This window comes from Hydrogenophaga sp. SNF1 (assembly GCF_034421675.1).
In the GTDB taxonomy this organism is placed as follows: domain Bacteria; phylum Pseudomonadota; class Gammaproteobacteria; order Burkholderiales; family Burkholderiaceae_C; genus Hydrogenophaga; species Hydrogenophaga borbori.
Genome location: NZ_CP139793.1, coordinates 3,236,183 through 3,250,823, shown reverse-complemented (window position 1 = coordinate 3,250,823; position 14,641 = coordinate 3,236,183). Strand labels below are relative to the sequence as shown.

11 protein-coding genes are annotated in these 14,641 nt (G+C 72.0%); 1 reads left to right on the top strand and 10 read right to left on the bottom strand.

Features of this window, described 5'->3' with window-relative positions; genetic code table 11:
• Positions 1–130: 130 nt before the first annotated feature.
• From SOM08_RS15555 to SOM08_RS15510, 10 genes are all read right to left on the bottom strand, one after another.
• Positions 131–1,333 (bottom strand): NAD(P)/FAD-dependent oxidoreductase, encoded by a 1,203-nt coding sequence (locus SOM08_RS15555; protein ID WP_416186966.1) that lies wholly within the window; start codon positions 1,331–1,333, stop codon positions 131–133.
• Between the two features lie 40 nt (positions 1,334–1,373).
• Positions 1,374–2,162 carry a uroporphyrinogen-III C-methyltransferase gene (gene cobA / locus SOM08_RS15550; protein WP_322469269.1) on the bottom strand — a complete coding sequence of 263 codons (789 nt, stop codon included), beginning with the start codon at positions 2,160–2,162 and terminating at the stop codon, positions 1,374–1,376.
• On the bottom strand, positions 2,143–3,060 hold the full coding sequence (gene ybiB, locus SOM08_RS15545; protein WP_116960390.1) for a DNA-binding protein YbiB: 918 nt from the start codon (positions 3,058–3,060) through the stop codon (positions 2,143–2,145). The genes cobA and ybiB overlap by 20 nt, the downstream gene beginning before the upstream one ends.
• Positions 3,061–3,130: 70 nt before the next feature.
• Complete coding sequence (locus SOM08_RS15540; protein WP_322469268.1) at positions 3,131–5,920, bottom strand: molybdopterin-dependent oxidoreductase; 2,790 nt, start codon at positions 5,918–5,920, stop codon at positions 3,131–3,133.
• Positions 5,917–6,312 carry a nitrite reductase small subunit NirD gene (gene nirD, locus SOM08_RS15535; protein WP_116960392.1) on the bottom strand — a complete coding sequence of 132 codons (396 nt, stop codon included), beginning with the start codon at positions 6,310–6,312 and terminating at the stop codon, positions 5,917–5,919. Before nirD ends, SOM08_RS15540 begins: the two co-directional genes overlap by 4 nt.
• The gene (gene nirB, locus SOM08_RS15530; RefSeq protein WP_322469267.1) at positions 6,309–8,810 is read right to left on the bottom strand and encodes a nitrite reductase large subunit NirB; all 2,502 of its coding nucleotides are present in this window, start codon (positions 8,808–8,810) and stop codon (positions 6,309–6,311) included. The genes nirD and nirB overlap by 4 nt, the downstream gene beginning before the upstream one ends.
• 26 nt (positions 8,811–8,836) lie before the next feature.
• On the bottom strand, positions 8,837–9,679 hold the full coding sequence (locus SOM08_RS15525) for an ABC transporter ATP-binding protein (RefSeq protein ID WP_322469266.1): 843 nt from the start codon (positions 9,677–9,679) through the stop codon (positions 8,837–8,839).
• Positions 9,680–9,707: 28 nt separating this feature from the next.
• A complete protein-coding gene (ntrB, locus tag SOM08_RS15520) occupies positions 9,708–10,574 on the bottom strand; it encodes a nitrate ABC transporter permease (RefSeq protein WP_116960394.1) in 867 nt (288 codons plus the stop codon).
• A gap of 35 nt (positions 10,575–10,609) precedes the next feature.
• Entirely contained in the window at positions 10,610–11,905 is a 1,296-nt protein-coding gene (locus SOM08_RS15515) for a CmpA/NrtA family ABC transporter substrate-binding protein (RefSeq protein ID WP_322469265.1), read from the bottom strand.
• Positions 11,906–12,191: 286 nt separating this feature from the next.
• A complete protein-coding gene (locus SOM08_RS15510) occupies positions 12,192–13,448 on the bottom strand; it encodes a nitrate regulatory protein (protein ID WP_116960396.1) in 1,257 nt (418 codons plus the stop codon).
• A gap of 88 nt (positions 13,449–13,536) precedes the next feature.
• On the opposite strand from SOM08_RS15510, the gene tsaD reads away from it, so the two are divergent.
• Positions 13,537–14,622, top strand: a complete 1,086-nt coding sequence (gene tsaD, locus SOM08_RS15505; protein WP_322469264.1) for a tRNA (adenosine(37)-N6)-threonylcarbamoyltransferase complex transferase subunit TsaD — start codon at positions 13,537–13,539, stop codon at positions 14,620–14,622.
• Positions 14,623–14,641 lie beyond the last annotated feature (19 nt).

Here is a 14,641-nt window from a genome sequence, read left to right as displayed (position 1 = left end):
AGATCAGGCCCGGCCTTCTTGGCTGCGAGGTGTCCCGTCTGAAACTAGTATTGGCCGACGGGAATTTGCCAGCAAAGCCCGCGATTATAGACGTTTCTGCCGCGTTGCCTACCGGCCGTCCGCCACCGGTTCACAGCGCCTGGGCGCAGGCGTGGGCCGAGGCCCAGGCCCACTGGAAGTTGTAGCCGCCGAGCCAGCCGGTCACGTCCACCACCTCGCCGATGAAGAACAGCCCGGCCTGGCGCGATTCCAGGGTCTGCTGGGACAGCTCGCGGGTGTCGACCCCGCCGCGCATGACCTCGGCCTTGCGCCAGCCCTCGGTGCCGGTGGGCACCAGTTCCCAGCGCTGCAGGCGCTCGGCCAGGCGGGCCAGGGCGCGGTCGGCGGTTTCCATCACGGGGCGCTGCCAGTCGCCGTCCTGGGCGGCCCAGGCGTCGGCCAGGCGGGCGGGCACCCACTGGGCCAGTTCGTTGGCCAGCAGCTTGCGCGATCGGCGCTTGGCATCGCCCAGGGCCGCGCCCAGGTCGGTGTCGGGCGCCAGGTTCAGGCGGATCGGCGCGCCGGCCTGCCAGTAGCTGGAGATCTGCAGCACCGCCGGGCCCGACAGGCCGCGGTGGGTGAAGAGCAGGTCTTCGTCGAAGGCCATGCGCTCCTTCTTGCCGCCGGTCTCGATGCGCACCGGCAGCGCGAGCCCGGCCAGGCCCGCGTAGGGTGTCCAGGCGGCGCCGTCGAAGGTCAGCGGCACCAGGGCGGGGCGCGGTTCGACCACGCGCAGCCCGAACTGCGCCGCCAGGCGCAGGCCGAAGTCGCTGGCGCCGATCTGCGGGACGGGCAGGCCGCCGGTGGCCACCACCAGCTTGGGGGCGCGCACCGGGCCGCGGTCGGTGTCCAGCGCGTAGGCGCCGTCGCCGTCCTGCCGCACGGCCCGCACGGCGCAGGGCTGCCAGCGGTCAACGCCGCCGGCCTCGCACTCGCGCAGCAGCGCCTGGATCAGGTCGTCGGCCGAGCGGTCGCAGAACAGCTGGCCCTTGTGCTTTTCGTGCCAGGCGACGCCGTGGCGCTGCAGGAGGCCGATGAAGTCGGTGGGCGTGTAGCGCGAGAGCGCCGAGCGGCAGAAGTTCGGGTTCTCGCCCACGAAGTGCTTCTGCGGCGCGCGCGGGTCGAGGTCGCGGTTGGTGAAGTTGGCGCGCCCGCCGCCGGAGATGCGTATCTTCTCGGCGATCTTGGGGCTGTGGTCGATCAGCAGCACGCGCCGCCCGCGCTGGCCGGCGATGCCGGCGCAGAACAGGCCGGCGGCGCCGGCGCCGACGATGATGGCGTCGAAGGTTTGCACGCGCGGCAGTGTAGCCAGCGCGCGCGGCGCTTCCCGCGCGTCAGGCGGCGCGGCTGGCCGACTCGGGTCGCGCCAGCGAAGCCAGGCCGCGCAGCACGTCGCCCACCACGATCACCGAGGGGCTGCCCAGGCCCTCGCGCCGCAGGCAGCCGCACAGGTCGTCCAGCGTGCCGATCGCGTGGCGCTGCTGCGGCAGGCTGGCGTGCTGCACCACCGCCAGCGGCGTGTCGCCGGGCAGGCCGGCGAGCAGGCCTTGCTCGATCTGCGCCGCGCCGCTCACGCCCATGTAGATGACCAGGGTGAGCTTGGCGTCGCGCGCGGTGGCGGCCAGGGCGGGCCAATCGGTGCCGGCGTCTCCAGGCTTGGCGTGACCGGTGATGAAGACCACGCCGTGGGCGTGATCGCGGTGCGTGAGCGGCACGCCCAGAGCGGTGACGGCCGCCAGCCCCGAGGTGATGCCATTGACCACCCGCACCGCGATGCCCTCGGCCTGCAGGTGCTCGATCTCCTCGCCGCCACGGCCGAAGACGAAGGGGTCTCCGCCCTTGAGGCGAACCACCACCTCGCCCTCGCGCGCGGCCATCAGCATGAGCTTGTCGATGAAGGCCTGCGGCGTGCTGCGGCAGCCGCCGCGCTTGCCCACGCGCACGATGCGCGCCTGCGGGCTGGCGTGCGCCAGCACCGCTTCGTTGACGAGGTCGTCCACCAGCAGCACGGTGGCCGCGCCGATGGCGCGCACGGCCTTGAGCGTGAGCAGCTCCGGGTCGCCCGGGCCGGCGCCCACGAGCGTGACGGTGCCGGGCAGGAAATCAGGCGGTGGTGTGTTCATCGGCGTGGATCTCGGCAAGGATGCAGTCGGCCTGGCGCGCGATGGGCGCGGGCAGGGGGGCCTGGCCGTCGAGCACGGCGCGGGTGTAGGCGGCGGTGGCGGCCGGCTCGATGGCCGGCAGCTCGGGCAGTTGGGCGAGCGGGCCGTCCTGGGCGGCGATGCGCTCGATGCGCTGGCCGTCGCGCAACGCCTCGATGCGCGGCTGGCGTCGGGCGTCGGCCACGGGCTCACCCTCGGTGCCGCGCAGCAGCAGCGCGTGCGCGCCGGTGAGCGCGAAGGTGGCGGCCATGCTGACGGCGTACTCGGGGTGGGTGTGGCTGCCCACGATCAGCGCGGGCCCGTCCACCGGGTTCATGAGCTTGACCAGGCTGTGGCCCGGGTTGCGCAGGCCCACGCTGCGGCGCACGTCCAGCAGGCGCTTGAGGCCGGGCAGCAGCGCCTCGGTGGGCACGAAGGCGCAGCCGCCGGGCGCGATGGCCTGGGCCGGCGCGCCCGGCGCCACGCCCAGCGCGGCGAACACCGCTTCGGCGGTGACCCGCCGGTCTTCGGTGGCGGTGCCGTGCACCAGCACCGCCGCGCCCCGGCGCGCCAGCAGCAGGGCCAGCAGCGGTGTGAGCAGCGGCAGCTTGCGCGCGCCGTTGTAGCTGGGCAGCACCACGATGGGCCGGCCGTTCCCCGGCACGCGGCGCAGCCGCGCGTGCGTGGCGTCCAGGAAGCCGGCCATCTCCTCGGGCGTTTCACCCTTGATGCGCATGGCCAGGCAGAAGCCGCCCAGTTCGAGGTCGCTCACGGCGCCGTCGAGCACCTGGCCCATCAGGTCGGCGGCCTGCGCGCGCGTCAGCGCCCGCGCGCCGTCCTTGCCGCGGCCGATCTCCTTGATGTACTGGCTGATGCCCATGGTCGGGGGATTGTCTGGCAGGCTTGATGACTTGTCGTTATATGGAGGCCTTGCGTACCCAGAGCAGGATTCAGGCCGGCGCGGTGTCGCGCCCGCGCACCAGGCGGCGCAGCTCGGGCACGCAGGAGCCGCATTGGGTGCCGCAGCGCAGTTGGGTCTGCAGCTGGGCCAGGCGTTCCTCGTCGTTGCCCAGGGTGTCGCCCATGCGCGCCAGGCAGGCGCGGATGGCGCTGTCGCTGACGTTGAGACAGGTGCAGACCTGCCGCCCGCGCGGGGCCTCGGCCACCGGGGCCTGGCCGCCGGGCATCAGCAGGCGGCGGCCGTAGCCGTCGGCGGGCCGGTCGTCCTGCAGCAGGGGCCTGAGCCAGGCCTCGGCGCGGGTGTCGCCGGCCAGCAGCACGGCGTCCAGCCGCGCGCCGTGGCCGTCCGTGCGGCGCAGGCGCGCGGAGCGGCGCTGGCCCAGGCGGCGGTCGGCGTAGCGCAGGGCCTCGGGCGTGTCCAGGCCCAGCAGGGTTTCCAGGCGGTCCAGCAGCGCGGGCGGCGCCGGCTCGTGCGCGGCGGCGCGAAACAGCAGGCCGGTGCGCTCGCGGCCAAAAGGCACGCAGCTGGCGAACGGGAACTCGGCCATCAGGGCGCGCAGCGCGGCCTGAGTGGCCAGGGCGCGCTCCTCGGGCAGCCAGGCCAGGGCCAGCAGGGTCCAGGGCAGGTCGGCCTTGAGCACCTTCACCGCCGCGTGCTTGAGTTCGGGTTGTTGGGAGCCGGGGCAGCGGGCCGATGTGGTGAGGGCGTTGACACCGGCCAGCGGCTCGCCACCGCTGCCGCGCCCGCCCAGGTACTCGGGGCCCCAGTGCATGGCGATGAAGGCCTGGGCCGGCGCGACCTGCCCGCTGGCCTGGGCGGGCAGCACGAGGCTGCCGCGCCGGCTGGTGACGTGCACCAGCTCGCCGTCGCGCAAGGCCAGGCGCTGCATGTCGCCGGCGTTCAGCTGCACGGCCGGCTCGGCCACGTGGCCGAACAGGCGGCCCAGGGTGCCGGTGCGGCCCATGCCGTGCCACTGGTCGCGCAGGCGGCCGGTGGTGAGCGAGAAGGGGTAACGCGGTTCGCGCGGCTCGGCCAGCGGCCGGTGGGGCAGGGCGGCGAAGCGGGCGCGGCCGTCGGGGGTGGGAAAGACGCCGTCGCCGTAGAGGCGCGCCTTTCCTTGCGTGTCGCCTTCGCGCAGCGGCCACTGCTGGGGGCCGTCCCGGTCGAGCTTGGCGTAGCTCAGTCCGGTGATGTCCAGGTCGCGCCCGCGCGTGGACTCGCGGTGCTCCCGCCACAGGGCTTCGGGCGTCTCGTGGGGAAAGAGCGAATGGCCGGGGCGCAGGCGGCGGGCGAAGTCCACCACGACGCGCCAGTCGTGCCGCGCCTCGCCGGGCGGCGGCACGGCCGCGCGCACGCGGCTGATGCGCCGCTCGCTGTTGGTGACGGTGCCGTCCTTCTCGCCCCAGGTGGTGGCGGGCAGCAGCAGGTCGGCGAAGCCGGCGGTGGCGGTGGTGGCGAAGGCCTCCTGCAGCACCACGAACTCGGCGCGCTGCAAGGCGCGGCGCACGGTGCGTTGGTCGGGCATGGACTGCGCCGGGTTGGTGCAGGCGATCCACAGGGCTTTCACGGTGCCGTCGGCGGCGGCCTCGAACAGCTCCACGGCGCTGAGCCCGGGTTTTTCCGGCACGGAGGGAATGCCCCACAGCGCGGCCACCTCGGCGCGGTGCGCGGGGTTGGCCAGGTCGCGGTGCGCCGAGAGCAGGTTGGCCAGGCCGCCCACCTCGCGCCCGCCCATGGCGTTGGGCTGGCCCGTCAGGCTGAACGGTCCGGCGCCCGGGCGGCCGATCTGGCCGGTGGCCAGGTGCAGGTTGATCAGGCCGGCGTTCTTGGCGGTGCCGCTGCTGCTCTGGTTGAGGCCCTGGCAGTACAGGCTGAGCGTGGCACCGCGCGCCTTCGGGTCGCCGCTGGCGCCGGTGGCGAACCAGCGCGCGGCGGTGACCAGGTCGTGCACCTCCAGGCCGCAGGCCTGGGCCACGCGCGCCGGCGTGCAGTCGCGCACCAGCGCCTCCAGGGCCTCGAAGCCGCGCGTGTGGGCCGCGATGTAGGCGGTGTCGGTCCAGCCTTCCCGCAGCATGAGGTGCAGCAGGCCGTGGAACAGCAGGGTGTCGCTGCCGGGCTGCAGCGGCAGGTGCAGGTCGGCGGCCTCGGCGGTGTCGGTGCGGCGCGGGTCGGCCACGATCAGCTTCATGTCGGGGCGCGCGCGGCGTGCGTCTTCCAGGCGGCGGAACAGCACCGGGTGCGCGTAGGCGGTGTTGCTGCCGGCGATGAACACGCAGCCGGCGTGGTCCAGGTCTTCGTAGCAGGCCGGCGGCGCGTCGGCGCCCAGCGTGAGCTTGTAGCCGGCGACGGCGCTGCTCATGCACAGGCGCGAGTTGGTGTCGATGTTGTTGGTGCCGATCAGCCCCTTGGCGAGCTTGTTGAAGGCGTAGTAGTCCTCCGTGAGCAACTGGCCGCTGATGTAGAACCCCACCGCGTCGGGGCCGTGCGTGGCGATGGCGCCGTTGAAGCGGCGCGCGGCCAGGTCCAGGGCCTCGTCCCAGGTGGTGCGCTGCGGCGCGGCGCCGCGCGCGGCCCGCACCTGGGGGTGCAGCAGGCGCGTCTGGCGCGCCACGTGGGGAGCGGCGGTGAGGTGAAGGGTCTGGCCCTTGCTGCACAGGCGTCCGGCGTTGGCCGGGTGCTCGGGGTCGCCGCGCACGCCGGTGATGCGATCGCCTTCGCTCTCGATGAGCACCCCGCAGCCCACGCCGCAGTAGGGGCAGGTGGAGCGGGTGTCGGTCATGCGCTCTCGCGGCGCCGCGTTGGCGGGCCGGCCACGGGCCGGGTGGGGTCGGTGGCGTGCGTGGCGAGTTCGCGCGCATCCAGGTGCACCAGGCCGTCGGCCACGCGCACCGCGAAGCGGGGCGTGCAGCCTTCATCGGGCGCCTGGGCGCAGCCGTCGGCCAGGCCGATGGTCCAGTTGTGCAGCGGGCAGGCCACGCGCTGGTCGAACACGATGCCCTGGCTCAGCGGCCCGCCCTTGTGGGGGCAGCGGTCGAGCAGGGCGAACACGCCGCCCGCGGCGTCGCGGAACACGGCCACGTCCAGGCCCACGGGGCGGCGCACGGTGCGCGAGCCCAGCACGGGGATGTCCTCGACACGGCACACCGGTGTCCATTGGGTGTGCAGGCTCATGCGGCGCTTCCTTCCACGGTCAGGGGCTGAATGGGAATGAACTGGCGCGTGTCCAGCGCGGCCTTCTCGTGCTCGAACCAGGGGTCGGGCTCGCCGTCGAGCGCGGCCTGCAGCTCGGCCCACAGCGCTTTGCGGCCCTCGGCGTCGTCGAGGATGCGCCGCCTGACGTGGTCGATGCCCACGCGCGCCACGTAGTGCACGGTGCGCTCCAGGTACCAACCTTCCAGGCGGTAGAGCTGCATGAAGGCGCCGGTGTACTCCAGCACCTCCTCGGCGGTCTTGAGCTTGACCAGGAACTGCGCCACCTCGGTCTTGATGCCGCCGTTGCCGGCGATGACCATCTCCCAGCCCGAGTCCACGCCGATGATGCCCACGTCCTTGATGCCGGCCTCGGCGCAGTTGCGCGGGCAGCCGCTGACGGCGAACTTCACCTTGTGCGGCGCGTACATGCGCCACATGGCGCGCTCCAGGTCCTTGCCCATCTGCGTGCTGTCCTGCGTGCCCATGCGGCACCACTCGCTGCCCACGCAGGTCTTCACGGTGCGCAGCGCCTTGGCGTAGGCGTGGCCGCTGGGCATGGCCAGGTCGCGCCAGACCGATGGCAGGTCTTCCTTTTTCACGCCGAGCAGGTCGATGCGCTGGCCGCCCGTGACCTTGACGGTGGGGATCCGGTACTTGTCCACCACGTCGGCGATGCGGCGCAGCTCGGCCGCCGTGGTCTCGCCGCCCCACATGCGCGGGATCACGCTGTAGGTGCCGTCCTTCTGGATGTTGGCGTGGCTGCGCTCGTTGATGAAGCGGCTCTGCGGGTCGTCCTGGGCTTCTTTGGGCCAGGTGCTGATGAGGTAGTAGTTCACGGCCGGGCGGCAGGTGGCGCAACCGTTGGGCGTGCGCCAGCCCAGGCCGGCGAAGACCTCGGCGGTGCTGAGGTACTTGTGGTGGCGGATGGCCTCGCGCACCGCCTGGTGGCCGTGCTCGGTGCAGCCGCACAGGGCCTTGAGCTTCGGCGCGGCCGAGTAGTCGCCGCCGGCGGTGGCCATCAGGATCTGCTCCACCAGGCCGGTGCAGGAGCCGCAGCTGGCGCTGGCCTTGGTGTGCCGGCGCACCTCGTCCAGCGTGAACAGGCCCTTGTCCTTGATGGCCTTGCAGATGGCGCCCTTGCTGACGCCGTTGCAGCCGCAGACCTCGGCCGTGTCCGGCATGGCGGCGGCCTTGTGGTGGCCTTCGTGCCCGGTGTCGCCGATGTTGGATTCGCCGAACATCAGTTTGTCGCGGATGTCGGCCACGCTGCGGCCCTCGCGCAGCAGCTTGAAGTACCAGCTGCCGTCCACGGTGTCGCCGTACAGGCAGGCGCCCACCAGTTTGTCGTCCCGGATCACCAGCTTTTTGTAGACGCCGCCGCCGGGGTCGCTCATGACGATCTCCTCGGTGCCCTCGCCGCCCATGAACTGGCCGGCCGAGAACAGGTCGATGCCCGTGACCTTGAGCTTGGTGGAGGTGAGCGAGCCGGTGTAGCGGCCGATGCCGAACTCGGCCAGGTGCGTGGCCAGCACCTTGCCCTGCTCGAACAGCGGCGCCACCAGCCCGTAGGCGATGCCGCGGTGCGCGGCGCACTCGCCCACGGCGTAGATGCGCGGGTCGGTGACGGTCTGCAGGGTGTCGCCGACGACGATGCCGCGCTCGACGTGCAGCTTCATGGACTCGGCCAGCGCGGTGTTGGGGCGGATGCCCACGGCCATGACCACCAGGTCGGCGGGGACCTCGCGGCCGTCCTGGAAGCGCACGGCCTTCACGCGGCCGCCCGCGCCGCCGTCGCGGTCGCCGACGAGCGCCTGCGTCTGCGCGCCGATGAGGAAGTCCATGCCGCGCGATTGCAGCGATTGCTGCAGCAGGCGGCCGGCCTCCTCGTCGAGCTGGCGTTCCATGAGCCAGGGCGCCACATGCACCACGCTCACGGCCATGCCGCGCTTCATCAGCCCGTTGGCGGCCTCCAGGCCCAGCAGGCCGCCGCCGATGACCACCGCGTGCCGGTACTTCGCGGCGGCGTCGATCATGGCCTGGGTGTCGGCGATGTCGCGGTAGGCCAGCACGCCCTCGAGCTCCTTGCCCGGGAGGGGCAGGATGAAGGGCTTGGAGCCGGTGGCCAGGATCAGGCGGTCGTAGGGCGCGCTGAGCGTTTCGCCCGCGGCGTTGCGCGCGTGCACCTGGCGCTTGACGCGGTCCACTTCGGTCACCTGGCAGCCCGCGTGCAGGGTGACGCCGTTGTCCCGGTACCAGGCCCAATCGTTGAGCACGATCTGCTCCAGCGTCTGCTCGCCCGCGAGCACCGGCGAGAGCAGGATGCGGTTGTAGTTCGGGTGCGGCTCGGCGCCGAACACCGTGATGTCGTAGAGGTCGGGGGCGAGCTTGAGCAGCTCCTCCAGCGTGCGCACGCCGGCCATGCCGTTGCCCACCATCACCAGTTTCATCCTTTGCCGCGGCTGGGCGCGCATGTCCATGGGGTTCTCCTTGGCTGGTGGTGCGTTCAGGCGCTGAGCGCTTCGGACGCCCGGGCCTTGGCGCCGCGCGACAGCGGCTCCACCTTGCGCTGCTTCTCGTGCAGGAAGCTCAGCACCTCGTGGCGGTAGTGGTTGTAGCGGGCGTCGTCGGACAGCGCGAGGCGATCGCGCGGGCGTTCCAGCTCGATGTCCAGGATGTCGCCGATGGTGGCCGCCGGGCCGTTGGTCATCATCACGATGCGGTCGGACAGCAGCACGGCCTCGTCCACGTCGTGCGTGATCATCATCACCGTGTTGCGCAGCTCGCCCTGGATGCGCATCACCTCGTCCTGCAGGTGCGCGCGCGTGAGCGCGTCCAGCGCGCCGAAAGGCTCGTCGAGCAGCAGCACCTTGGGCTGCATGGCCAGGGCGCGCGCGATGCCCACGCGCTGCTTCATGCCGCCCGATATCTCGGCCGGCAGGCGGTGCAGGGCGTGGCCCATGCTCACCATCTCCAGGTTGTGCAGCACCCAGTCCCGGCGCTCGGCCGCGCTCTTGCTGCCGCGGAAGGTCTTGTCCACCGCCAGCGCCACGTTCTGCTGCACCGTGAGCCAGGGCAGCAGCGAGTGGTTCTGGAACACCAGCGCGCGGTCGGGGCCGGGCTCGTTCACCTCGCGGCCATCGACGATGACCCCTCCCGCGCTGGCCTTGAGCAGGCCGGCCACGATGTTGAGCACGGTGGACTTGCCGCAGCCCGAGTGCCCGATGAGGGAGATGAACTCGCCGCGCCGCACGTCCAGGTGGATGTGGCGCAGCACGGGGTTGACGGTGCGGCCCTTGGTGAAGGTCATGTCCACGCCGCTGATGCTGAGGTAGGCGTTGTCGTTCATGGGGAGGCTCCTGTGGGGTCGGGCGGGTTCAGCCGGCGCTGGTGCCGCGCGTGACGAGCTGGCCGAGGAAGGCGACGCAACGGTCGAGCAGGAAGCCGACGATGCCGACGCAGAAGAGCGCGAGGATGATGTCGCTGATGCGCGAGCTGTTCCACGCGTCCCAGATGAAGAAGCCGATGCCGACGCCGCCAATCAGCATCTCGGCCGCGACGATGGCCAGCCACGACAGACCCACGCCGATGCGCAGCCCCGAGAAGATGAAGGGCGCGGCGGCCGGCAGCATGATCTGGCCGAAGTACTCGAGGCCGTTGAGCCGGATCACGCGCGCGACGTTGCGGTAGTCGTCGGGGATGTTGCGGATGCCGATGGAGGTGTTGATGATGATCGGCCAGACCGAGGTGATGAAGATCACGAAGATGGCCGAGGGCTGGCCGTCCTGGAAGCCGGCCAGCGAGATCGGCAGCCAGGCCAGCGGCGGCACGGTGCGCAGCACCTGGAACAGCGGGTCGAGGCCGCGCAGGGCCCAGGTGGATTGGCCCACCAGCACGCCCAGCCCCACGCCCGCCAGCACCGCCAGCGAGTAGCCGTACGCCACGCGCTTGAGGCTGGCCAGCAGCTGCCAGGCGATGCCGACGTCGTTGCCACCGTTGTCGTAGAAGGGGCTGACGATCAGCTCCCAGGTCTCCTGCACCACCTTGCTCGGCGGCGGCAGCGCCGCGCCGGGGCGCGAGCCCAGCAGCTCCCAGACGAGCAGCAGCAGGCCGGTGATCACCAGCGGCGGCAACACGTGGGTCGTGAAGCCGCGCGCGGCGCGCCGCAGCCCATCGGGCAGCGGGGCCGGGGGCGCGGCGGGCGTGGCCAGCCGGATCGGCTCGACGGTGTCGGTGGTGTTCATCGCGGGGACTCCTGGTGTCGGCGAGGGGGCTGGGTTCAGGCGGCCTTGGGGGTTTTGATCGACAGGCTGTCGAGGTACTTCTTCGGGTTGGCGGGGTCGAAGACCTTGCCGTCGAAGAAGGTCTCGGCGCCGCGCGAGGTGGACGTGGGGATGTCCTTGGCGGCCACGCCCAGCTCCTTGGCCGCCTGGCGCCAGAGGTCCTCGCGGTTGACCTTGGCGATCAGGGCCTTGGTGTCCAGCGTGGTGGGCAGGTAGCCCCAGCGCATGTTTTCGGTGAGGAACCACAGGTCGTGGCTCTGGAAGGGGTAGCTGGCCTGGTCCTTCCAGAAGCGCATCTGGAACTTGCTGTTGGCCTCCACGCGGCCGGTGCCGTAGTCGAAGTCGCCCTTGACGCGGTCGATCACGTCGGCCACGGGCGCGTTGATCCAGCGCCGGCGCGAGCAGATCTCGGCCACCTCGGCGCGGTTGGCCGGTTCCTCGCACCACATCTGCGCTTCCATCACGGCCTTGAGCAGGGCCTTGGTGGCGTTGGGGTGGGCCTGCACCCAGTCGGCCCGCATGGCGAAGGCCTTCTCCGGGTGGTTCATCCACAGCTCGCTGGTGGTGAGCGCCGTGTAGCCGATCTTCTGGTTGATGAGCTGGCGGTTCCACGGCTCGCAGACGCAGAAGGTGTCCATGCTGCCCACCTTCATGTTGGCCACCATCTGCGCCGGTGGCACCACGATGGTGGTGATGTCCTTGTTCGGGTCCACGCCGCCGGCGGCCATCCAGTAGCGGATCCACAGGTCGTGCGTGCCGCCGGGAAAGGTCATGGCCGCGTTCACCGGCTTGCCGGTCTTCAGCCGCTTGTCCAGCAGGGCCTTGCCGAAGGCCTTGGTGTCCAGGCCGACCTTGAGGTCCTTGTACTCGTCGCCCACCGAGATGCACTGGCCACCCAGGTTCAGGCGCGCCAGGATGTTCATCGGCACCGGCACGTTGTTGGCGGTGACCGCGCCCGTGCTGATGAGGTATGGCATGGGCGTGAGGATGTGCGCGCCGTCGATGCCGCCCTTGGGCGAGCCGAGCACCAGGTTGTCGCGCGTGGTGCCCCAGGACGATTGCTTGAGCACCTCGACCTCGGTCATGCCGTGCTTCTTGAAGAAGCCCTTTTCGTCGGCCACGAACAGGGGCGCGGCGTCGGTCAGCGCGATGAAGCCGAGCTTGGCGGCCTTGGTTTCCAGCCCGGTGGCGGCCTGGGCCCGGGTGCTCAACAGGCCGCCGGCGAAAGCGGCGGAGCCGAGGGCGCCGGCCTGCTGGATGAGGCGGCGGCGGGACAGCGGGATCGATGGCATGGTCGTGGACTCCTGTGGGGTGAATGGCGAACCGGAAACCCAAAGCACAACGGCGCCCATTTCCAGGCCCGCCATGCGCGGGAAGGAAATGGACGCCGTTGTCCGTGTCTGGGAAGACTGTCCAGACCGCGGCCGCCATTGGCCGCGAGCTGTGCTGCTTTCATTTAGCAGGGACCGTGCCAGTCGGCCGGGCGCGCGCAAGTGCTTGATTTGACTGATGTGCTGGGTCGGCGGAACGGGCCCGTCTGGTGCGCCCGTCCGGAATTGGTGCACTGCAGCAGTGCGTTCAGCGCGGGGGCAGCACCTCGGCCATGGACAGCAGGGCCTCGGCCACGTCCACGAGGCGCCGGTTCTGGTTCATGGCCATCTGGCGCAGGGTCTTGTGGGCCTCGGCCTCACTCAACTGGCGGTGTGCCATCAACAGGCCCTTGGCGCGTTCGATGAGGCGGCGCTCGTTCAGGCTGGCGCGCACCGCCTCCAGCTCGTCGCCCATGGCCTGCAGGCGGCGCGCCTGGTCGTGCACCAGTTCCAGCACCGAGCGGTCCAGCGGCAGGGCGAAGCCCTGGGTGGCGCCTGGCGCGGCGGGGCCGTTTGGATCGGCCGGGGCCAGGTAGAAGACCAGGGGGTCGGGCGCGGCCTGGGCGCTGAGCGCGCCGAAGCTGGCCAGTTCGGCCTGGGCCTGGGCGATCTTTTCGCCGCACAGGGCGCGCAGGTCGGCGGTGAGGCGGTCTTCCACCAGCTTCATGGCGTCCATGCGCGCGCTGCAGACGTCGAACCAGGCCTGGCTGAGTTCCGGCCGCAGCGCGGCCCCGTGCGGGGCGGTGTAGAGCACGCGGCGCAGGCGCTCCAGCTCGGCCAGGGGGGCGCTGCTGTGCGGCGCCGTCCACAGCGCGCGCGCGGTGGGTGGGGCGACGCTGTCGAACAGCTCCAGGCAACGCTCTTGCGATTCGATCAGGTGCAGCAGGCGCTGCTGCCTGGCGCTGTCGGACTGGCCGCGCGCGAACAGGGCGGCGCCGACGGCGCGCTCCTGGCCCGCGAACTCCTTGCCCTGGATGAAGTTGAACAGGGCCACCAGGCGGCGCGAGACCTCGGGGTCGGTGGCGCTGTCGGCGGCCTCGAACACCACGGCGAGCAGGGCGGCGACCAGCCGGGCATAGGCCTCGGTGGCGCGGTCGGTGTCCCAGGCCTGGGCGTCAAGCTGGCCGCGCAGCGCGTCCAGGCCGTCCAGGCCCTGCAGCACGTAGGCGATGCGGCTGAACAGGCGCGCCCCGTGGCCGGCCTGGGCGGTGCCGGTGTCCACGCGCCCGAACTGGGCGCGCCACTCGGCCTCCACCTGGCGCGAGGCGCCGATCTGCGCCGCGCGCGCCTCGGCGAAGCGCTGGCCCATCGAACCCAGGTACAGATTGGTGAGCCCGCGCTCGCGCTGCAGCTGGTGCACCAGGCGCGCGCTCACGTCCACCAGGGTGGCCGTGAAGGCCAGGCGCTGCAGGCCATCGATCTCGCAGCGCTTGGCGGCCAACAGGAAATCCAGGCCCGTTTTCATCGTTCACCCTTGCGATGGCACATCTCCCCGGTGAAGGAGCAACAAGCGTGCCGCCCAGGGCCTGTCGGCCCTTAAACTCCCGCCCCTCATGCGAATCCTCGGCATCGAATCCTCTTGCGACGAAACCGGTGTGGCCCTGGTGGACGCTGGCGTGCAGGGCATGCCGCGCCTGCTCGGCCACGCGCTGCACAGCCAGATCGAGATGCACCAGGCCTATGGCGGCGTGGTGCCCGAGCTGGCCAGCCGCGACCACATCCGCCGCGTGCTGCCGTTGACCGACGCGGTGCTCGCCCAGGCCGGGCTGGCACTGTCCGACGTCGACGCCATCGCCTGCACGCGTGGCCCCGGCCTGGCCGGTGCGCTGCTGGTGGGCACGGGCGTGGCGCACGCGCTGGGCGTGGCGCTGGGCCGGCCGGTGCACGGCATCCACCACCTGGAAGGGCACCTGCTGTCGCCCTTCCTGAGCGCGGATCCGCCCGAATTCCCTTTCGTGGCCCTGCTGGTCTCGGGTGGGCACACGCAGCTCATGCGGGTGGACGGGGTGGGGCGCTACACGCTGTTGGGCGAAACCATCGACGACGCGGCCGGCGAGGCCTTCGACAAGTCGGCCAAGCTGCTGGGCCTGGGCTACCCGGGCGGGCCTGCGCTGGCGCGCCTGGCCGAGCGGGGCGACGCCACCGCCTACAGGTTCCCCCGTCCGCTGTTGCACAGCGGCGACCTGGACTTTTCCTTCGCCGGCCTCAAGACGGCGGTGCTGACCCAGGTGAAGCGCCTGGCGCGCGCCGCGCCCGAGGGACCGGCCACCAGCCGACTGGCCGACCCGCTGAGCGAGCAGGAGAAGGCCGACGTGGCGGCCGGCGCGCAGGCCGCCATCGTGGAGGTGCTGGTGAAGAAATCGCTGGCGGCGCTGAGCGACACCGGCCTGCGCCGCCTGGTGGTGGCCGGTGGCGTGGGCGCCAATACCCGCCTGCGCGCCGAACTGAACGCGGCCGCCGCGCGGCGCGGCCTGCGGGTGCACTACCCGGAACTGGCGCTGTGCACCGACAACGGCGCCATGATCGCCCTGGCCGCCGGGCTGCGCGCCCAGGCCGGTCTGCTGGCCACCGACGCCCCGGCCGGGCGCTTCGACGTGGCCCCGCGCTGGCCGCTGGCCGAGCTGGCGTCCGCCGCCTGAGCGGGCCAGGGCCGCCTGA

What these genes read in the sequence shown, in the direction of transcription:
- cobA (WP_322469269.1), bottom strand. Translation starts at nt 2,162, where the DNA reads ATGAACACACCACCGCCTGATTTCCTGCCCGGCACCGTCACGCTCGTG.
- ybiB (WP_116960390.1), bottom strand. Translation starts at nt 3,060, where the DNA reads ATGGGCATCAGCCAGTACATCAAGGAGATCGGCCGCGGCAAGGACGGC.
- SOM08_RS15540 (WP_322469268.1), bottom strand. Translation starts at nt 5,920, where the DNA reads ATGACCGACACCCGCTCCACCTGCCCCTACTGCGGCGTGGGCTGCGGG.
- nirD (WP_116960392.1), bottom strand. Translation starts at nt 6,312, where the DNA reads ATGAGCCTGCACACCCAATGGACACCGGTGTGCCGTGTCGAGGACATC.
- nirB (WP_322469267.1), bottom strand. Translation starts at nt 8,810, where the DNA reads ATGGACATGCGCGCCCAGCCGCGGCAAAGGATGAAACTGGTGATGGTG.
- SOM08_RS15525 (WP_322469266.1), bottom strand. Translation starts at nt 9,679, where the DNA reads ATGAACGACAACGCCTACCTCAGCATCAGCGGCGTGGACATGACCTTC.
- ntrB (WP_116960394.1), bottom strand. Translation starts at nt 10,574, where the DNA reads ATGAACACCACCGACACCGTCGAGCCGATCCGGCTGGCCACGCCCGCC.
- SOM08_RS15515 (WP_322469265.1), bottom strand. Translation starts at nt 11,905, where the DNA reads ATGCCATCGATCCCGCTGTCCCGCCGCCGCCTCATCCAGCAGGCCGGC.
- SOM08_RS15510 (WP_116960396.1), bottom strand. Translation starts at nt 13,448, where the DNA reads ATGAAAACGGGCCTGGATTTCCTGTTGGCCGCCAAGCGCTGCGAGATC.
- tsaD (WP_322469264.1), top strand. Translation starts at nt 13,537, where the DNA reads ATGCGAATCCTCGGCATCGAATCCTCTTGCGACGAAACCGGTGTGGCC.